The organism is Flavobacterium potami (genome assembly GCF_020026915.1).
Taxonomy (GTDB): domain Bacteria; phylum Bacteroidota; class Bacteroidia; order Flavobacteriales; family Flavobacteriaceae; genus Flavobacterium; species Flavobacterium potami.
This window is the reverse complement of the sequence record NZ_JAINUY010000002.1, coordinates 708,108-727,923: the sequence shown is the minus strand read 5'-3', so window position 1 is coordinate 727,923 and position 19,816 is coordinate 708,108. Positions and strand designations below refer to the sequence as shown.

Sequence of the window (19,816 nt, the reverse complement as noted above, 5' to 3'; positions counted from 1 at the left end):
TTTAAACTTGAAACTAGTTTTTAATATGCGAAGATTGGTCTTTCGCTCATTAATCCGTTTACTTCTTCAGCAACTTCTTCGATTACATCTTCATCTGTATGATTAGATAAAACTTTATCGATTAAAGCTACGATAGTTTCCATATCTTTTTCAACTAAACCACGAGTTGTGATTGCAGCTGTTCCAACACGAATTCCAGACGTGATAAATGGAGATTTATCGTCAAATGGAACCATGTTTTTGTTTACTGTGATTTCAGCTTTTACTAATGCATTTTCAGCTTCTTTACCAGAAATATTTTTATTTCTTAAGTCAATAAGCATCATGTGGTTATCAGTTCCTCCAGAGATAATGTTGTAACCTCTTTTTACGAAAGCATCAGCCATTGCATTTGCATTTTTTTGTAATTGCATTGCGTAAGTAAAGAACTCATCTTTAAGCGCTTCACCAAAAGCAACCGCTTTAGCAGCAATAATGTGCATTAAAGGTCCACCTTGATTTCCTGGGAAAACAGCTAAATCTAATAATGAAGACATCATTCTGATTTCTCCTTTTGGAGTTGTTAATCCTTGTGGATTTGGGAAATCTTTCCCCATTAAAATAAGTCCACCACGTGGTCCTCTTAATGTTTTGTGAGTTGTTGTAGAAACAATATGACAATGTGGAATTGGATCGCTTAATAATCCTTTTGCGATTAGACCTGCTGGGTGAGAAATATCAGCAAATAAGATTGCTCCTACGCTGTCAGCAATTTGTCTGAAACGAGCAAAATCCATATCACGAGAATAAGCAGAAGCTCCAGCGATAATTAATTTTGGTTGTTCTTTAGTTGCAATTTCTTGAATTTTATCATAATCTAAACGACCAGTTTCAGCATCTACACCGTAGAAAACTGGACGGTATAAACGTCCTGAGAAGTTTACAGGAGAACCGTGAGTTAAGTGACCTCCATGAGATAAATCGAAACCTAAAATAGTATCACCAGGATTTAAACATGCATGATAAACAGCTGTATTTGCCTGAGAACCTGAGTGAGGCTGTACGTTTGCATATTCAGCACCAAATAATTCTTTAGCTCTGTCAATAGCAATTTGCTCAATAACGTCAACTACTTCGCAACCGCCGTAGTATCTTTTGCCTGGATATCCCTCAGCATATTTGTTAGTTAAAACAGAACCAGCTGCTTCCATTACTTCATCACTTACAAAATTCTCTGAAGCGATAAGCTCTAGTCCGTGAATTTGTCTTTCTTTTTCCTCTTGGATAAGATCAAAAATTTGTTCGTCGCGTTGCATTTCTATGTTTTTCGTTAATTTCACGCAAAAATACAAAAAAACGTTTGTCAAACTGCTAGATTATGATATATTTGACATACAATTTTTCAACAAATAATTAACATTAAACATGCCTATAACCGCCAACGATACCAGTAGAAAATCATGGTTAGAAGTGCCAGAAAATAGCGACTTCCCTATTCAGAATATTCCTTTCGGCGTGTTTCTTACCAAAGAAAATGTCGTTACAGTAGGAACAAGAATTGGCGATTATGCTATAGATTTAGGGGCTTTACAGCAATTAAACTATTTTGAAGGAATAGAATTAACCGATGATATGTTTATGCAGGATACGCTGAATGATTTTATTTCTGATGGAAAAAAAACATGGCGTCTGGTTCGAAATCGTATCGCTGAGATATTCGATGCAACTAATCCGCAATTAAGAGATTCAACAAAACACAGAGATATTGTTATATTTAAAATTGAAGATGTAGAGATGCAACTTCCAGTTTTAATTGGTGATTACACCGACTTTTATTCTAGTAAAGAGCATGCTACAAACGTAGGTAAAATGTTCCGTGACCCAGAAAATGCTTTATTGCCAAACTGGCTTCACATCCCGGTTGGATACCATGGAAGAAGCTCTACAATTGTGCCTTCTGGAATTCCGGTTCACAGACCAATGGGACAAACCCTTCCTGCTGGACATGAGACACCTGTTTTTGGTGCTTCGCGTTTAGTAGATTTTGAATTGGAAACTGCCTTTATTACGACAGATGTTAATGTAATGGGAGAAAACATTCCAACTTATGAAGCTGAAGACTATATTTTTGGAATGGTTTTATTGAATGATTGGAGCGCTCGTGACATTCAGAAATGGGAATATGTGCCTCTTGGGCCATTCTTAGCAAAAAACTTTGCCACTTCAATTTCACCTTGGATTGTGACTATGGATGCTTTAGAGCCTTTTAGAACGAAAGGACCAAAACAAGATCCGTCACCGCTTCCTTATTTACAGACAAAAGGAAAAAAAGCTTTTGATATTCATTTAGAAGTTTCTATAAAACCTGAAGATCAGGAAGAAACTATCGTTTCGAAATCGAACTTCAAATATTTATACTGGTCAATGAGTCAGCAATTAGCGCATCATACTTCAAACGGATGTCGCGTAAATTCTGGTGACATGATGGGTTCTGGAACCATTTCTGGTCCAACTCCAGATAGTTTTGGTTCGATGTTGGAATTGACTTGGGGTGGTAAAAATCCATTAAAAATGAAAGATGGAACTGATCGTAAATTTATTGAAGACAACGATACTGTTATTATTCGTGGTTTCTGTGAAAATACTGAAGTAAGAATTGGTTTTGGAGAAGTTTCTAGCCAATTATTACCTCCCTTCATTAAACAATGAAGAGCAGATAAGTCTGAAGAGATATAGAAAATAAAAAACCTTGGTCATCGCCATGGTTTTTTTATGCTTTTATTTAAAACTTTTATTCAAAAACTACCTTTACCCAAACCAAACGATGATCTGAACTTGATTCACGTTTTTCAACCAATTCCGCCATTGGCTCGCCTTTTGCCGGCCAGAAAACACCACTGTTTATATACTTAAAACCAAGTTTGGATGGCAACACATAATCAGCTCGCATTCTCCAAAAGGCAGTATGATTGATTGCTAAAGGATTTTCAGGACTATGTTCAGCACCGCCTTTACTAGCGGGTATAAAATCGCTATTAACTTTCGGACTTTCTATTAAAGACTTTATGCCTTCTCTAATGGCATCTCCTTCAACTGCTGAAGCATTTTGATCACCCAAAATTACAAACTGAAAATTCGAAGGCAAACCACCTTTTATGCCTTTATCATCGTAAATATACGAAGCCAAATTGTCTGAAATATAATCTTTCCAGAATCGGATTTCATCGTGATTTCTTTTCCCATTGCGATCTTCGGCACCATCAAAAGTTGGAGGAGTTGGATGACTGGCTAAAATATGAATCGTTTTATTACCAATCTGCACAGGAACATCCCAATGCGATTTTGAAGATAATGGAAATTCCTTCCATGCTTTTTTGTTATACCAATCTGATCCATCAGCTTTTTTGGTAAGCAATGCTCCAGGCATATCTTTCCATTTAAAATGTTGAAAAGTACGAACTGCATTAACATCGATAGGATATTTAGATAAAAGCATCATTCCGTATTGACCAGGATAATTACCAAATCCCCAAGCATCATTCCCAAAATTATTGAACTTTCCATCATTGTTCAAATCGTAAGGACTTGGCTGGCCTGTATTCACTGTTGAATAGTAATAATAAGGATAATCGATTGCTGCTGCTCCACCTTGGCTTATATTCAAATAATTTTTAATAAACGCCTTAACACCAAGTTCAGGATCTTTAATGTAATCAAATTCGTTTAGCAAGATTACGTCTGGCCTAACGGTTTGAATAATCTGTGCTATATTTTTGATTTGAGTATTATTGCCTGAATTAAGCTGCTGAATCAATAATTGCTCTGATTTTCCCATTGCGCCTTTTGGAGAATAATTATCAGATTCCATACTTACATTGTAGGTTGCAAATGTAAGCTCTATTTTTTCTTGTGAATCAGACTGTGAAAAAAGAACTCCGGAAGAAAGCACGGAAAGGATAAAAAGTATCTTCTTCATATAAAATTAAATCTGCATTTCTGCATTGTTGACTATACGAATATAAGAAGGTTACCAAGACACACCACAAATCTGTCTGTTAAATATAAAACAAAAAAAAGCTGCCACTTGTAATGACAGCTTAGAATAATATTTTAAAGCCTCTGTAAATGTGATAATTTCATCACAGATTTAAAAATCAAAATAATTTATTTCTTGTCTTTGGCTACTATTTTTATGCAGGAATCTGCTGACTTAAACAATGTAAAGTTCCGAATCCCCAAATAAAATCGATACAACTTATTCCGATTACTTCACGATCTGGGAAACATTCTGCCAAGATATTTAAAGCAACACGATCGTTACTATCGTTGAATGTTGGCACTAAAACACAATTATTCAAGATCAAGAAGTTTGCATAACTCGCCGGCAAACGTAAATCTTCAAAATCAACACGTTTTGGCATTGGCAATGCTACAATTACTGGAGATTTTCCGTTTTCTAATTTTGCATTTTGAAGACGTTTCAAATTATCTTGCAAAGGTTTGTAATTTGAATCGTTTTTATCTGTTTCTACAATTGTTACAATGGTATCTTCATTTACAAATCGGCATAAATCGTCGATATGACCGTGTGTATCGTCACCTTCAATTCCGTCTCCTAACCAAATTACATTGGTAACGCCAAGATATTCTTTAAAAACTGCTTCGTAATCTTCTTTGGTAAAACCAGCATTTCTTACTTGAATTGTTGGATGCATTAAACATTCCTCAGAAGTCAATAAAGTTCCTTTTCCGTTTACATCTATTGCACCACCTTCAACAATTACAGGTTTTCCTTTGTACATTACCTGCGTTAGTGGCACGTCAATAAAATCTGCAATTTTACCTGGAACAAATTTGTCTAATTGATAGTTTTTATATTTTGCCCAACCGTTGAAATTGAAATTCAAAGCTTCTCTTTTTGAACCGTTTTTTACAATAATTGGTCCAGAGTCGCGCATCCAGCTTCTGTTGGTTTTATGAATAATAAAAGAAACATTTTCAATTTTTACACGAGCTCTCTCAAGCATATCAGTAACTTTTTCTTTTAGCTTTTCATCGGCTACGACCAAAAAAACAGTTTCAAAAGTGGCTACTTTTTTAATAAACTCTACAAAAGCCCATTGAACAGCTTCATATTTTCCTGGCCAATCATTGCCATTATGCGGAAAACACAATACAATTCCTTGTTGTTTTTCCCATTCTGCTGGAAATCTTCTATTATTTGTTGACATAAATACGTTCTAATTTAGAAAGTGCAAAGATAAGCATTCGTTAGGATTATAAAACATTTGAGTAAAATTCCTCAATAATTTCACAAAAAATATCCTGCAAAATTTAAGTTAAAGATTATATAATACATTCTTAATATTTAACAGAAAGCACAGAATTACTTTTGCACCCGAAACTAAAAACTAACACATGAAAAAATTATCTATCTCATTATTTGCTGCATTATTGATTCTAGCGAGCTGTAATAACGAAGACAACAACGGCGGAGAAGTTCTAGCAAACGAAAACCCAGGAACTTTTAAAGAAATTGGTTCTATTACAATTGGTGGAGAAGCTGCTGCTGAAATCTCTGCATATTGCGAAAAAACAAAAAGACTTTTCACAGTAAACAACAGTGGTGTTAACCAAATTGATGTTATTGACATTACAGACCCTACAAAACCAATTAAAATTGGAAAAATTGATTTAGCTTCATATGAAGGTGCTGCAAACAGTGTTTCTGTTTTTGACGGTAAATTGGCTGTAGCTTTAGAATCGACTGCAAACAAACAAGGAAATGGAAAAGTTGTTATTTTCAACACTTCAGATTATAGTTTAATCAAACAAGTTACAGTTGGCGCTTTACCTGATATGGTCACTTTTTCTCCTGATGGAAAATTTATCATGACTGCTAATGAAGGTGAACCAAATACAGATTATACACAAGATCCTAACGGAACTATTTCTATCATTGAAACTAGCACTTATACAGTTACAACTTTAGATTTCGCTTCATTTGCTGGACAAGCTGCTGCTTTAGCAAAAGATGGATTTAGAATTTCTAAATTTGCTAAAACTAGTTTTGCTCAAGATATCGAACCAGAATACATTACAATTTCTGACGACTCTAAAACGGCTTGGGTAACTTTACAAGAAAACAATGGAGTTGCAAAAGTTGATTTGACTTCTAAAACTATTACTGCTATTTATCCTTTAGGTTTAAAAGATTACAATACTGCTGAAAACGCAATCGACGTTAGCGACAGTGATGATAAAGTTGCTTTTAATCCTTGGAAAGTAAAAGGTCTTTATATGCCAGATGCTATTGCTCATTACACAGTAAATAACGTTCCTTATTTTGTGACTGCTAACGAAGGTGATGCAAGAGAATACAACGCTTATTCTGATGTTAAGCGTATGAAAAGCATGAAATTGGATCCAACAGTTTTTCCAGATGCTGCTGCTTTAAAACTAGATCCTAGCATGGGAAGATTAAATCTTGTAACTGATATGGGAGATACTGACGGTGACGGAGATTTAGACGAAATGGTAAGTTTTGGAGGAAGATCATTCTCTATCTGGAACGGAAACACAGGAAAAATCGTTTATGATAGTAAAAATGATGTTGACAAAAAAACTTACGAATTAGGAACTTACGACGATAAAAGAAGTGATGACAAAGGTTCTGAGCCAGAAGCTGTTGTTACTGCAAAAATGGGAAATCAAAACATTATTTTTGTTGGTTTAGAAAGATCTGATGCATTTATGGTTTATGATGCTACAAATCCAACTTCACCACAATATTTACAAACAGTAAAAACAGGTGATGCACCAGAAGGATTACTTTTTATTCCAGCTTCTAAAAGTCCAACTAAAAGAAGTTTGTTAGTAGTAAGCAGTGAAGGTGATGGAACGGTAAAAATCTACCAACCAGATATGAAATAATATATTTTCAGTATATCAAAAAGAGCAAAATGTGAATTTTGCTCTTTTTTTTTGACTTGTATTAGGCTAATTTTAACGTATTTACATAATTAAAAGCCAAAAGATGGGAATTATGTAAGTAACTATACAACACATTCTAAAGATACACGCCCTAATTTTGTTCATGAGTTTAAAATAAAAACAATTTAATTTTTGATATCATGAAAAAGAAATTAGTATCAGCCTCTTTATTATTATTATCGTTTGCCGCAGGCGCACAAAATATGGCTACTACTTCTACAACACCACGTGTAGAACAAGAATACAATAAATGGTCTATTGAACTTAACGGTGGGGTTAACAAACCAACAAGAACAATGACACCAGGTTACACAACTGAAACAGCGAACTTCTTTCACGGAGATTTAGGTGTGAGATACATGTTTAATCCAAAATTTGGTTTGAAATTAGATGTTGGATACGACCAATTCAAAGAGAAAAAAAATACTCCAGATTTTGAAAGCCGTTACGTAAGAGCAAGTTTACAAGGAGTTGTAAACGTTGGACGTGCTTTAAACTTCGAAACATGGACAAACACAATTGGTCTTTTGGCACATGGTGGTTTTGGAGTTTCGCAAATTAGTACTGAAACAGGTTTTGGAGGTCAAGATTATATGGCTCACGGAATCGCTGGTTTGACTGGACAAATTAGATTAAGTAACAGAGTCGCTTTGACTGGAGACTTAACTGGAATTGTTAACGGAAGACAAAACTGGAACTTTGACGGAATGGGCAACACAACTACTGGATCTTTCGACGGAGTTTTATTAAATGCTTCTGTAGGTTTGACTTTCTACCTAGGAAAACAAGCAAAACATGCTGACTGGGTTGGTGAAGAAGATAGAATTGGTGAATTGGAAAAAAGAGTGGACTTAATCGAAACTGGTCTTATCGATTCAGACAAAGATGGAGTTGCTGATTTATACGATTTAGAACCAAACTCAATTGCAGGTGTTGCTGTTAACACAAAAGGACAATCTATTGACACGAATCAAAATGGTGTTCCAGATGAGTTAGAAAGCTACTTAGACAAAACTTACGAGAAAAAAGGAGCTGGTTCTGCTACAAACAATACTGTTGAAGAATTAATCAACGGAGGTTATGTAAATGTTTATTTCGATTTCAACTCGTCTAAACCAACAAATGCTTCTTTATCTGGTGTTGATTTCTTAGTGAAATATTTGAAAAACAACCCAGGAAAATCTGCAGATATTATTGGTTATGCTGACGAAATTGGTAACACAAACTACAACACAGAGTTATCAAGAAAAAGAGCTGAAGCTGTGAAAAAAGTAGCAGTAAACGCAGGAATTGATGCTTCAAGATTGAATGTAATTGCTAATGGAGAAGATACTTCTGTGAACAAAAATTCTAAAGAAGCACGTCAAATCGTGAGAAGAGTTACTTTCCAAGTGAAGTAATCTAAATATAAAGCTAAAAACAAGAAAAGGAACTGTTTCAGTAATGAAGCAGTTCTTTTTTGTTTTAAGAAAATGCAAAAGAGTTCAGAGAAGCGAAATATTTATAGAAAAGAAAACACAAGTGTAAAGGGCTCCGGAGGAGCGAAATATTTATAGAATTTCAATAATACAAATGAAAAGAGCTCCAGCGGAGCGACATAAAAATTGTGAATATGTCGCTCCGCTAGAGCTTTTTATTATATACGGTTTATTTCCTATAAATATTTTGCTCCTCTGAAGCGCAAAAAAAAGAGCTGTCTTTTTTAAGACAGCTCTTTAAAATTTATTGATAAATTGAATTATTTATCGATTGCTCTTTTTGTAATGTCACCAAAAGCATCAATTCTTCTATCTCTGAAAAATGGCCAGTTTTGACGAACATTTTCTTGTAAATCTAAATCAACTTCTGCGATTAAAATTTCTTCTTTATCGTGAGAAGCCTGAGCTAAAATCTCTCCTTGTGGTCCAGCTATGAAAGAAGCACCCCAGAATTGAATTCCCTCTGTTCCTTCTAAATATTTTTCAAGACCAATTCGATTTGCTGCTGCAACGAAAACTCCATTTGCAACCGCATGTCCTTTCATTACGTTCATCCAAGCACCATATTGATTTTCTCCGTATTGCTCTTTTTCTTTAGGATGCCATCCGATTGCTGTTGGATAGAATAAAACTTCTGCTCCTTTTAGCGCTGTAATACGAGCCGCTTCTGGATACCATTGATCCCAGCATATTAATGTTCCAACAGTTCCTTTTTTAGTTTCAATTGCTTGGAAACCTAAATCACCTGGAGTGAAATAGAATTTTTCATAGAAATGTGGATCATCTGGAATATGCATTTTACGGTATAAACCAGCTTCTGTTCCATCAGTATCAATAATATAAGCACTATTGTGATAGATTCCAGCCATTCTTTTTTCGAAGAAAGGAACAATAATAACTACTCCTAATTCTTTTGCCAATTCGCTGAATGCAATAAATGAAGTACTGTAAAGAGGTTCTGCTAACGCAAAATTATCTACATCTTCACTTTGGCAGAAATAATGACTGCTATATAATTCAGGAAGTAAGATAACCTCTGCACCTTGACTTGCAGCATCTCTTACCCAGCTGATACATTTTTTAAGATTGTTTTCGGCGTTGTCATTCAGATTTAACTGAATAACCGATATTTTATACTTTCTTTTCGACATGACATAAAATTTAGAGTGCAAAAATAGTAAATTTTAGAGGAATGGCAAAGTGAGTAATTATATACAATATTAAATTAAGGTCATTTTAAATTTGTAAATTCTTCCAACAGTAAATTAACATTTTCAATTAATTCTTCTTCTCTATATATGTTTCCTTTAAAAATAAATCCTAAGTGATATTTAATATCTTCTTCTGGAATTTCATACTGAAAATTAATTTTTGAAAAATCATCGTTATTAAAATTCCTATACCATTTATCAAATAATCTTTTTCTAAAATCCTGTTTTGAATCAATAATATCACAAACATAATTTAACAGAACAACTGGATTGGAATCAAAATAATTATTTATAATTCCCACTATTGTTCGTTCTATTCTTGAATCACTTAAAAACTTTTGATTATTACTTTCTCCAAAATCCACAACAAATAAATTTTTAAAGAAATCATTTTCTAAATCCATCCTTCGAAAACTCACAAAATATTCCAAACCATATTTTGTAGTAAAATAAAAAAGAGGGCTCGAGCCCTCTTCAAAAATATATTGATACATAAAGAATAAAATCTATTTTTTCTTTAATCTTTCCAAAACTTCTTTGCGATGTTCTTCTTTTAAATCTACCATCTTCTTTAAAACAGAAATTGTCTTAGAGTTTGGTTTTATGATTATTGTCTTTTCCATGATTGCTTTTGAATTATAGGCAAATGTAAGAAAATTTTATTCACAAACATTTATAACCAAGTAAATATAGAGTAAAAAATAAAAAAAATTCTTACAATTAAATAGTCAAAAAAAACCATTTCACATAAGCTTAAAACTAAACTTCTGCAAAATGGTTTTCAACCTAAAAAAATATCAACTAAAATTAGCTGTTATTCGATTACAACTTTTTGAGTCAGGAATTCAGTTTCTGATTTTTTGAATTTAATTTCGAAAGTTCCTTTTGTTGTTGCTTTAAATTTGTACACAGTCTTTTTTGGCTCTGGTACTTGTTGTGTACAAACTCCTTGTGTTGGGTATTTTGCTACTACTTGTAAACCTTTTACGTCTCCAATTGTTACTTCCGCAATTTTATCAAATTCTCCGCATGCATTATCAACAACATAAGTCACATCATAGCTTAATTCATCATTTACTTTTCCTGTTGCAGGTCCTTTAATTTCTGTTGCTAAAGCTGCTTTTGAAGTAGTCGCTGGTACTTTTTCATCATCATCGTTACTGCATGAAACCAAGCCAATTGATAAAAATAATACTACTAAAACTGATTTTAATCTAAAACTTTTCATATAAAATAATAATTAATTGTTAATTACTATGAAGACGGCACTTGGTTGCAATGGTTGCTTTGAGATTATGTTAAAAATTTTTACAAAACAATTAAACATTTGAAAATCAAAAACTTATTTCTTTATTTTTTTTTAAGGAAAATACCGTTATTTCTTATGAAAACTAAAAATTTCTAGCCTAGCCCCGATAGAAGAGGTATCCTTTTTTGGGTTCTCGAGCAATCGAGAGTACCCAAAAAAGATATAGCGGATAGCGGGACTGTACGTTCTTATGAAAAATTATCGTTCTGCTCCTAAAACAAAAAAACATCAGCTGTAAACTGATGTTTTTATTAAAATTATATTTTTCTTTGAAATTAAGCTGTTTTCTTTTTAAAGATCTTTTTGAAAAGATTTACAAATAATACAACGATAAATCCTAAAACAAGACCAATAACAAACTCTTTTACAATGGAAGGGAGTTTAATTTCAGGAACGTAATGGTGAAAAAATGGAATGTAATGTACAAAAATACCTCCAGCTACTAAAAGCAAAGCTATTGTTCCAATTACAGTTAAACCTTTAATTACTAAAGGAAGTGCTTTAACTAGTAAATTCCCGATAATTCTCGAAATACTTTTTTCGCTTTTACTAGATTTAATAAGTTTATATCCTGCTTCATCCATTCTCACAATAAGCGCAACAATTCCGTATACACCTATTGTCGCAACTAATGCAATTATCGAAGTTACTATAATACGTTGTGTTAACGGTTCATCTATAACTGTTCCTAATGCTATAATAACAATTTCTACAGATAATATGAAATCGGTAATAATTGCAGATTTTATCTTTCCTTTTTCTATTTCTAGAATTTGTTCTTCGGTAAGCTCAACATTAGTAATTCCTTCTGATTCTTCGTGCTTGTGAGGGAAAATAAATTCGTAAATTTTCTCGGCTCCTTCATAAGCAAGAAAAAGTCCGCCTAGAATAAGGATAACGATAATTGCAACTGGCAGGAATGCGCTTAGCAAAAATGCAATTGGTAAAATTATGATTTTGTTAAGCAACGAACCTTTACTAATTGCCCACAAAACCGGAAGCTCTCTTGATGATGCAAATCCTGAAGCTTTTTCAGCATTTACAGCCAAATCGTCACCGAGAATTCCTGCTGTTTTTTTTGCAGCAACTTTACTCATTACTGCAACATCATCCATAATTGCTGCGATATCATCTAATAGAACAAAAAAACCTGAAGCCATTTTTTAAATTTATTTTTAGTGATGCGAATCTAGACATTTTGTCGTAATCTGCCCAATAATATCAGATTAAATTTATGTTTTTTATTCCTACTTTTCTGTAATGCTTTTTTAACTGCATTGTCCTAAAATTACCCATAGAATAATAAAAACCAAGACCGTTCCAAAACATCCTCCACCTAACTTTTTTGCTCCGTAACCTGCTAATAATCCTCTAAATAAATTGTTCATGATTTTTGATTTTTTAATTAATAATTTGCTGATTTTTATTTATTTAAAATTGATTATTTTTTAAAAATGAATCGTTATATGAATCTAGAAAAAAGTTTCAGAATTCTGGGATAAAAAAAGCACCAGTTAAAAACTGATGCTTTTTTCTAAGTGAAAACTTTAAATTAATCGGTAGAAACACTATTACCTCTACTTATTAAAGTTGCTTTATCAGTAAGACCTTGTCCTGTTGGTGGTGCTGCCGGATTTTGACCTTGCAATTGAATAAAATTTCCTGAAGTAGGTGAAGTATTTGCAGGTGAAATATCTAATAACTTATTTAAAATGGCATTGACCTGCGAACTCGGAAGCGCATTATTATTGAAATTAAGACTTGTCTGAGAGGTATAAACTTTAGAAAGCATTGGAAAACTAATAGAAGTTAGAGATGCATTATAAGTAAAATAAATCCCTTTAGTTTTACTTAACACCGGAAAAGAAATAGATGTTAAAGTTGGATTGCTACCGATACTGATCTCATATCCGTGCATTACAGTAAAAACAGGAAATACTAACGAACTTAATTTTTCATTGTTTTCGATTTCTAAATCACCATAAATTTCAATCAGATTATCTAATTTGATTGAAGATAATTTTGTATTATCCATTATGGTTAAATTTATAAAACTCTTTGCAGTGCTTAAATCTAATGTTGTAAGGTTGGTAGTATTAGTGACATAAACATTTTCTGTGTAAGGCCCCAATTCTGCCTGTATTTGTGCTACAGCATCTGCATCAGTAATATCACCGGTTAATATAATACTTGTTTTTCCTTTACTTACGCTGCTTCCAGCATATAAAGCGTAAGGCACACTTAAAAGCTGACTTGTACCACTAATGGTATAATTTGTCCCTCCTGCGGGATCAATTTCTGTTTTAATAAAATGAGATCCTGCACCCCAATTTATTGCTGCAAAAGTACCGGTTACTGGTATCCCTCCTCCTATTTCTAATGTTGCTAATCCGTTGACATTTGTTGTTATAGTTTGAGTTTCGACATAAGAAGCTGTTCCTATAGGAGAACCCAATAAGATACTTGTTTTTATACCGATCGAAGTATTTACAAGTAAAGTACCATCTGTTTTACGAATCACAGATTGGTAATTCATTTTTTGTGGAGCTTGTGCAAATAAAGCAGTAAAAGAACTTAATAATAGTAATGCGAGAGTAATTTTTTTCATATATCTGTCTGCGGTTTAGAATATTATTTTTTAATGATTTTAAAAGTTTTTATGGTTTTCGAATTGCTGTTTACACTCAGAAAATAAACTCCCTGTGTTAATCCCTGCATATTAATTACCGTTTCTGAAGACGTTAACCTTGCAGTTTTAGACACCATTTTTCCATTGATATCAAACAAATCACACGATAAATTTTCTAATTTATCATTGGCAACAACTAGATTTAATAAATCAATTGTAGGATTTGGATACGCCGTCATGGTAAGATTAATTTCTTTAAATTCATCTGTGCCTAAAGTCGCTATTTCGTAAGCTTGCTGAACTCCTTCTTGACCAGAACCTCCACTTCCTTGCAATCGTAAATCAGCAATTTGCCCAATCGAATAACTTGATGTACCGCCAGTTCCTGTACCCTTACCACCTGTAACAACAATACTTTCTTGCGAATATATTTTTGTCATAAAGGAAACACCGGATACTAATAAAATTAAAAATGTTCTTTGGTTTCTTTTCATATAAATGATTTAATAGTTTCGAATCAAATATATAGTATTTCTTACGGAAACAAAGATTAAAAAACCGTAAAAAAAACCTTAATAACAAAAAAAAGCATCAGTTAAAAACTGATGCTTTTTAAGATTAACCAAATAAAAAATTAGTTAGCTGTTTGGTTTCTAAAAACCAACTTGCCATCGAAAGCATCTAATAAAATAATGCTGTCTGTTGTGATGTTTCCTGCCAAAATCTCTTTTGACAGCTGATTTAGAACCTCTCTTTGAACAACACGTTTTACTGGTCTTGCTCCAAATTGAGGATCATATCCTTTGTCTGACAAATAAGCAATTGCTTCTGGAGTTGCATCCATTGTAATGCCTTGTTGTGCCAGCATTTTGGTCACTCCTTTTAATTGTAAACCTACAATTCTTGAAATATTATCTATTGTAAGCGGAGTAAACATTACAATTTCGTCGATACGGTTAATAAACTCAGGACGTACTGTTTGTTTTAACAATCCTAAAACTTCGTTTTTAGCTGCTTCTGTTGCTGCTTCAACGCCGCCTTTTAGATTCTCGAATTTCTCCTGAATAATCTGGCTTCCCATATTAGAAGTCATGATGATAATCGTATTTCTGAAATCAGCCAAACGTCCTTTATTGTCTGTTAAACGTCCTTCATCCAAAACCTGCAACAGAATATTGAATGTATCTGGGTGTGCTTTTTCGATTTCATCTAGTAATACTACAGAATATGGTTTTCTACGAACCGCTTCTGTCAATTGACCTCCTTCATCATAACCTACATATCCTGGAGGCGCACCCACTAAACGGCTCACACTGTGACGTTCTTGGTACTCACTCATATCGATACGAGTCATCGCATTTTCATCATCAAAAAGATATTCTGCTAATGCTTTTGCTAATTCGGTTTTACCAACTCCGGTTGTTCCTAAGAATAAGAACGACCCAACAGGTTTTTTCATATCCTGTAAACCAGCACGGCTTCTACGAACGGCATCACTCACCGCTTCTATCGCTTCTTCCTGACCTACTACACGTTTGTGCAATTCGTCTTCCAAATGCAATAATTTTTCTCTTTCTGTCTGCAACATTTTGGTAACTGGAATTCCAGTCCATTTTGCTACAACTTCTGCAATGTCTTCTCTAGTTACTTCTTCTTTAATTAAAGAATTTCCAGATTGAAACTCTTGCAATTGTTTTTGCAAGTTTTCCTGACGTTCTTGAGCTTCTTTTATTTTTCCGTAACGAATCTCAGCTACTTTTCCGTAATCACCGTCACGTTCTGCACGTTCTGCTTCATATTTAAAGTCTTCGATTTCGTGTTTTACAGCCTGAATTCCATCAACAATATCTTTTTCAGATTTCCATTTTGCGAAGATTTCGTTGCGCTCTTCTTTCAGGTTGGCCAATTCCATACCCAAAATTTTCAGCTTGCTTTCTTCTTTTTCACGCTTAATGGCTTCGATTTCGATTTCCAACTGCATGATTTTACGATCCAAAACATCTAATTCCTCTGGTTTTGAATTGATTTCCATGCGCAGTTTAGAAGCTGCTTCGTCCATTAAGTCAATTGCTTTATCTGGTAAGAAACGATTGGTTATATATCTTTGCGAAAGTTCAACCGCTGCAATAATTGCCTCGTCTTTAATTTGAACTTTATGGTGTGTTTCGTATTTTTCTTTGATTCCACGAAGAATCGAAATCGCACTTTCTGTATCTGGTTCGTCAATTAATACTTTTTGGAAACGTCTTTCTAACGCTTTATCTTTTTCAAAATATTTTTGATATTCATCTAAAGTTGTTGCTCCAATTGCTCTCAATTCACCACGAGCCAAAGCTGGTTTTAAGATGTTTGCCGCATCCATTGCACCTTCACCTCCACCCGCTCCTACAAGCGTATGAATCTCATCAATAAAAAGAACGATATCACCTTCTGCAGCTGTAACTTCTTTTACAACCGATTTTAAACGCTCTTCGAATTCTCCTTTGTATTTTGCTCCTGCAATCAAAGCTCCCATATCTAACGAGAAAACGATTTTTTCTTTTAAGTTTTCAGGAACATCTCCATCTACAATTCTATGCGCCAAACCTTCTGCAATTGCTGTTTTACCAACTCCAGGTTCACCAATAAGCATTGGATTGTTTTTGGTTCTACGAGTTAAAATCTGCAAAACACGACGAATTTCTTCATCACGACCAATAACCGGATCCAGTTTTCCTGTACGCGCTAACTCGTTTAGGTTTTTAGCGTATTTATTCAACGAGTTATATGTTTCTTCTGCTGAGGCCGAAGTTACTCTCTCGCCTTTTCTTAATTCTTCAATAGCTGCTTTAAGACCTTTTCCTGTAACTCCCTGATCTTTCAGAATCTGAGAAACTTTACTTTTTGAGTCAAAAATGGCTAAAATTAAATGTTCGATCGAAACATATTCGTCGTTCATTTTTTGTGCAATAATTTCCGCTTCGTTCAAAGCTTTATTGGCGTCTCTTGAAAGCATGATTTCGCCTCCAGAAACTTTTGGAAAACTCTGAATTGTAGCGTCTAAAACTTGCAAAAACAACGGCACATTTACGTTTAATTTTTTCAAAATAAACGGTGCCACGTTTTCGTCAACTTCAAAAATAGCCTTGAAAATGTGTTCATTTTCAATTTGCTGCTGGCCATTGCGTTGTGCTAATTGTTGCGACAACTGTATGGCTTCCTGCGATTTAATAGTAAACTTATTTATATTCATTTTTTTGCGATTTATGATTGATTTTTGTTTGAAATATTCGATATCATTAAAGTTACGATTTATTGAGATCAATTTTTAACTCAAATAATTTAACTTTGTATTCGAATAGACAAATTATATTCCACACACGAAAAACAGACAAAATGACGTTAAAAAGCATTTTTTAGCCATTTTAACACGTCAAAAAGTCATAAAACAAGCCAAATATGAGTTTTTTTAATTCAATCTTCGGAAGTTCAGAGAACTCAGAAGCTCCAAAAAGTAAAGTTAACTGGACAGAATTAACAGATATTATCCAATTGATGGAAGTTCAGGCAATTTCTATAGAAAAACCTGTAGTTATATTTAAACACAGTACACGATGCAGTATTAGCCGAATGGCTTTGAAACAATTTGAAAGAGAATATGATCTTGAAGGTGTTGTTGATGCTTACTTTTTAGATTTAATTGAGCATCGTGATATTTCAAACGAAATTGCTCATAGATTCAATGTTCATCATGAATCTCCACAATTAATTTTAATTAAAAACGGTCAAGCCGTTTACAATGTTTCGCATAGCGATATTGATGCCGGAGCATTGAAAAGCAAAGTATAATTTTTTTACCACAGATTAAAATGATTATTTGCCACGAATTTCACAAATTGACGCTAATTAATTTAGTGCAAATTCGTGGAATTCGTGGCAACTTAATTTAGAGTCGATCCTAAATCATTTTAATCCTTTTCAATCTGTGACAATTTTTTCTTTAAAAACTTCCTTGAGAACCTCCTCCACTAAAACCTCCATCTCCAAATTCCATTGGAGAAACTGTTTTAACTTCTGGTTTCATTCCGAATGTGGATGCAACTACCAAGGCTTCTGCACTTAAAAAATTATCCGAATGGTTAATTCTGTCTGGTTTAAATGTTAATCCGCTTTCTTTTTCTTTTAGTTTTTTTATTGAAAAATAAGCTATTGCAAACAAAACTACTCCGCCGAGTGTAAGTGCTACTTCAATTGGTAAAACAGCATAATAAAAACGAATCGTGTAAATTGAAAATGCTACTGCCAAAAAGCTTAACCAAAGCATTATCCTGTCTTTTGTTTTTAAAGCCTGCAACAAGTAAACAACTGGAATTATAAAAGTAAAAGCGTAAAAGAAATAAGCAAACGGAATATCGGTACCAGGCTTTACATCCGTTCCCAAAAGTTCTCCTGAAAGTTCTCTCACTACTAAATAATTACAAGAAAAATAAAATAAAACCAGACAAAATCCATTGGCCAATAAAAGTCCATTGTAATAGTAACTTTCAGTTAAGTTTTTCATTATTTTTTTTGTTAAAAAATAGAAAACTCCTGCAAAAATCATTGCTGCGAATGGTAAAATTGCTTTTCCAAAATCTCCGAATTCAAACATTCCAAAAAACAAAAAAGCAGTTACTGAAATACAAAAAACCAGCATTGAAAGCAAATGGAGGTATCTAACAAACATAAAAAAAGCTCCAATTGCTACAAAAAAAGCAATTACAGTTTCATAACCTTCTGTTGTTATGGCTACTGCAACCCCTAAACATGAAAGTGCGCCTAAAATGAAAGCATCATCTAAACCGTGATTTCGATAATTTTGTTTTGCGAGAACTTCCGCACCAGCGAAACCAACCATTGCAAAAATATAACCGCCTATTTGCAGGTAAATATCTTCGAGATTTATTCCAAACAAAGTAATCATTCCGCAAATCGAACTATACAACAAACTTCCTAATAAAAAGAAACCAATTCTAACCAGAATATTACTTTGACTTTTTAAATCAGGTAATTCTTTTTCTATAAACTTTTTTTGGTCTTTACTAATAAAACCTCCTTTGTATAAAGTATCAGCTTCGTCAATTAAAGCTTCATTGTCCAACATTTTTTTATCGTAAGCTATCATTCTTTTACTTCTTTATGAAATTTCTTAATCAATTTAATAAACATTATAATTGAACCTACAAAATAAGCTGGAAGCAAGAATACAAATAACTCCCAAATCTGAGAAAAATCAACATTCTCAAAAATTCTAAAGATAACTATGTTTGCACCAATATATCCGTAAACAATCATAAATACATACAAAGACATCGCTTTATAATCATAACTGGCTTTATAAAAATAATAGGTAGAACCTGCCAAAACTAAAGCGAATATCAGCCAGGTTAAGATATCATAATGAGTCAAATTACTGATTGCAGCAATGCTTATAATATGTAAAGCAAAAGTCAGGAAAACCAATCCAAAATGTGTTTTTAACGAAATTCTACGACTATAAATAGTCCATAAAATCAATAACACGCCTAACATCACTGCAGAATAACTCAGATTTTGATTCGCATATAAGTTATTGCTGTCATTAAATATATCCTGAGGCGTAACCGAAAGTCCTACATAGGCAGCTAAACCGGTTATTGCAATGGTTAAAACACTTCTGTTGTCAAAATAATAAGCACAAAAGAAACTTACAATCGTTGGAACCAAAGTTGCTAATCCGTAATGCTCGCCAAAAGGTTTGTATTGAAACTGAAGATATCCTATGAAAATACAGGTCAATATATTGCCAGCCAAGACGAGATATTCCAGAACAGGATGTTCAAAAGTTGTTTCTGTTTTCTGAAATCCTTTAGAATACTTAAAACAGTAAAAAAAACAAACAACGATAACAATCAAAAGCAGAGAAAGAATTGCAATATGACCTATTGAATCTATATTTTCATAAACCAAAATACCTATTCCCGAGGTAAACAATATTACCGATAAATAGAGAAAAAGTTTTAATTCTGCATTTAAGGAAAAGATGTTTAGATTACGGTATGTTTTTATTTCTTCAAACTGATTTTCAGTAATTAAGCCTTTCTCAAAAAGTTTAATCGTGGCTTGCTCTTTAAATTTTTCCATTGCTATGATAATAAACTGGTAGATCAAATATATGTATTTAGCATGAAAATTCTGCCTTTGATTTAAAAACCTTTTT

16 protein-coding genes are annotated in these 19,816 nt (G+C 33.4%); 4 read left to right on the top strand and 12 right to left on the bottom strand.

The features are described 5' to 3' along the window. Nucleotides 1-20: 20 nt before the first annotated feature. Entirely contained in the window at nt 21-1,295 is a 1,275-nt protein-coding gene (glyA, locus tag K6T82_RS09030) for a serine hydroxymethyltransferase (RefSeq protein WP_223705601.1), read from the bottom strand. Between the two features lie 109 nt (nt 1,296-1,404). Between glyA and fahA the strand changes: the two genes are divergently transcribed. Next, on the top strand, nt 1,405-2,688 hold the full coding sequence (fahA, locus tag K6T82_RS09025) for a fumarylacetoacetase (protein ID WP_223705600.1): 1,284 nt from the start codon (nt 1,405-1,407) through the stop codon (nt 2,686-2,688). A gap of 82 nt (nt 2,689-2,770) precedes the next feature. Here the strand turns inward: fahA and K6T82_RS09020 are convergent, their stop codons facing one another. Next, nucleotides 2,771-3,955 carry an endonuclease/exonuclease/phosphatase family protein gene (locus K6T82_RS09020; protein WP_223705599.1) on the bottom strand — a complete coding sequence of 395 codons (1,185 nt, stop codon included), beginning with the start codon at nt 3,953-3,955 and terminating at the stop codon, nt 2,771-2,773. A 214-nt stretch (nt 3,956-4,169) separates the two neighbouring features. Beyond that, nucleotides 4,170-5,210, bottom strand: coding sequence for an agmatine deiminase family protein (locus K6T82_RS09015; RefSeq protein WP_223705598.1), 1,041 nt, complete (start codon nt 5,208-5,210; stop codon nt 4,170-4,172). A gap of 187 nt (nt 5,211-5,397) precedes the next feature. On the opposite strand from K6T82_RS09015, the gene K6T82_RS09010 reads away from it, so the two are divergent. Both K6T82_RS09010 and K6T82_RS09005 read left to right on the top strand, forming a co-directional pair. Next, nucleotides 5,398-6,912: a choice-of-anchor I family protein gene (locus tag K6T82_RS09010; RefSeq protein ID WP_223705597.1), complete on the top strand. Its 1,515-nt coding sequence runs from the start codon at nt 5,398-5,400 to the stop codon at nt 6,910-6,912. Between the two features lie 200 nt (nt 6,913-7,112). Then, a complete protein-coding gene (locus tag K6T82_RS09005; RefSeq protein WP_223705596.1) occupies nt 7,113-8,372 on the top strand; it encodes an OmpA family protein in 1,260 nt (419 codons plus the stop codon). A gap of 338 nt (nt 8,373-8,710) precedes the next feature. On the opposite strand, the gene K6T82_RS09000 is transcribed toward K6T82_RS09005, so the two are convergent. The 7 genes from K6T82_RS09000 to clpB form a co-directional block, all read right to left on the bottom strand. Next, entirely contained in the window at nt 8,711-9,601 is an 891-nt protein-coding gene (locus tag K6T82_RS09000) for a carbon-nitrogen hydrolase (protein WP_223705595.1), read from the bottom strand. An 80-nt stretch (nt 9,602-9,681) separates the two neighbouring features. Next, a complete protein-coding gene (locus K6T82_RS08995; RefSeq protein WP_223705594.1) occupies nt 9,682-10,065 on the bottom strand; it encodes a DUF6169 family protein in 384 nt (127 codons plus the stop codon). A gap of 410 nt (nt 10,066-10,475) precedes the next feature. Next, nucleotides 10,476-10,889, bottom strand: coding sequence for a hypothetical protein (locus K6T82_RS08990; protein WP_223705593.1), 414 nt, complete (start codon nt 10,887-10,889; stop codon nt 10,476-10,478). Nucleotides 10,890-11,245: 356 nt separating this feature from the next. Beyond that, nucleotides 11,246-12,130: a DUF808 domain-containing protein gene (locus K6T82_RS08985; protein WP_223705592.1), complete on the bottom strand. Its 885-nt coding sequence runs from the start codon at nt 12,128-12,130 to the stop codon at nt 11,246-11,248. A gap of 392 nt (nt 12,131-12,522) precedes the next feature. Further along, nucleotides 12,523-13,578 carry a SadB/YajI family lipoprotein gene (locus K6T82_RS08980; protein WP_223705591.1) on the bottom strand — a complete coding sequence of 352 codons (1,056 nt, stop codon included), beginning with the start codon at nt 13,576-13,578 and terminating at the stop codon, nt 12,523-12,525. 23 nt (nt 13,579-13,601) lie between these two features. Continuing rightward, on the bottom strand, nt 13,602-14,093 hold the full coding sequence (locus tag K6T82_RS08975; protein WP_223705590.1) for a T9SS type A sorting domain-containing protein: 492 nt from the start codon (nt 14,091-14,093) through the stop codon (nt 13,602-13,604). A gap of 140 nt (nt 14,094-14,233) precedes the next feature. Further along, nucleotides 14,234-16,831, bottom strand: a complete 2,598-nt coding sequence (clpB, locus tag K6T82_RS08970; RefSeq protein ID WP_223705589.1) for an ATP-dependent chaperone ClpB — start codon at nt 16,829-16,831, stop codon at nt 14,234-14,236. Nucleotides 16,832-17,037: 206 nt separating this feature from the next. Here clpB and ytxJ point away from each other — a divergent pair, with 206 nt between their 5' ends. Then, nucleotides 17,038-17,427, top strand: coding sequence for a bacillithiol system redox-active protein YtxJ (ytxJ, locus tag K6T82_RS08965; RefSeq protein ID WP_223705588.1), 390 nt, complete (start codon nt 17,038-17,040; stop codon nt 17,425-17,427). Between the two features lie 151 nt (nt 17,428-17,578). Here the strand turns inward: ytxJ and K6T82_RS08960 are convergent, their stop codons facing one another. Next, complete coding sequence (locus K6T82_RS08960) at nt 17,579-18,742, bottom strand: hypothetical protein (protein ID WP_223705587.1); 1,164 nt, start codon at nt 18,740-18,742, stop codon at nt 17,579-17,581. Beyond that, nucleotides 18,739-19,740, bottom strand: coding sequence for a DUF2157 domain-containing protein (locus tag K6T82_RS08955; RefSeq protein WP_223705586.1), 1,002 nt, complete (start codon nt 19,738-19,740; stop codon nt 18,739-18,741). Before K6T82_RS08955 ends, K6T82_RS08960 begins: the two co-directional genes overlap by 4 nt. Between the last annotated feature and the right edge of the window lie 76 nt (nt 19,741-19,816).

Excerpts from the sequence above, each read along its gene's own strand:
- glyA (WP_223705601.1), bottom strand. The coding sequence starts at position 1,295 with ATGCAACGCGACGAACAAATTTTTGATCTTATCCAAGAGGAAAAAGAA.
- fahA (WP_223705600.1), top strand. The coding sequence starts at position 1,405 with ATGCCTATAACCGCCAACGATACCAGTAGAAAATCATGGTTAGAAGTG.
- K6T82_RS09020 (WP_223705599.1), bottom strand. The coding sequence starts at position 3,955 with ATGAAGAAGATACTTTTTATCCTTTCCGTGCTTTCTTCCGGAGTTCTT.
- K6T82_RS09015 (WP_223705598.1), bottom strand. The coding sequence starts at position 5,210 with ATGTCAACAAATAATAGAAGATTTCCAGCAGAATGGGAAAAACAACAA.
- K6T82_RS09010 (WP_223705597.1), top strand. The coding sequence starts at position 5,398 with ATGAAAAAATTATCTATCTCATTATTTGCTGCATTATTGATTCTAGCG.
- K6T82_RS09005 (WP_223705596.1), top strand. The coding sequence starts at position 7,113 with ATGAAAAAGAAATTAGTATCAGCCTCTTTATTATTATTATCGTTTGCC.
- K6T82_RS09000 (WP_223705595.1), bottom strand. The coding sequence starts at position 9,601 with ATGTCGAAAAGAAAGTATAAAATATCGGTTATTCAGTTAAATCTGAAT.
- K6T82_RS08995 (WP_223705594.1), bottom strand. The coding sequence starts at position 10,065 with ATGGATTTAGAAAATGATTTCTTTAAAAATTTATTTGTTGTGGATTTT.
- K6T82_RS08990 (WP_223705593.1), bottom strand. The coding sequence starts at position 10,889 with ATGAAAAGTTTTAGATTAAAATCAGTTTTAGTAGTATTATTTTTATCA.
- K6T82_RS08985 (WP_223705592.1), bottom strand. The coding sequence starts at position 12,130 with ATGGCTTCAGGTTTTTTTGTTCTATTAGATGATATCGCAGCAATTATG.
- K6T82_RS08980 (WP_223705591.1), bottom strand. The coding sequence starts at position 13,578 with ATGAAAAAAATTACTCTCGCATTACTATTATTAAGTTCTTTTACTGCT.
- K6T82_RS08975 (WP_223705590.1), bottom strand. The coding sequence starts at position 14,093 with ATGAAAAGAAACCAAAGAACATTTTTAATTTTATTAGTATCCGGTGTT.
- clpB (WP_223705589.1), bottom strand. The coding sequence starts at position 16,831 with ATGAATATAAATAAGTTTACTATTAAATCGCAGGAAGCCATACAGTTG.
- ytxJ (WP_223705588.1), top strand. The coding sequence starts at position 17,038 with ATGAGTTTTTTTAATTCAATCTTCGGAAGTTCAGAGAACTCAGAAGCT.
- K6T82_RS08960 (WP_223705587.1), bottom strand. The coding sequence starts at position 18,742 with ATGATAGCTTACGATAAAAAAATGTTGGACAATGAAGCTTTAATTGAC.
- K6T82_RS08955 (WP_223705586.1), bottom strand. The coding sequence starts at position 19,740 with ATGGAAAAATTTAAAGAGCAAGCCACGATTAAACTTTTTGAGAAAGGC.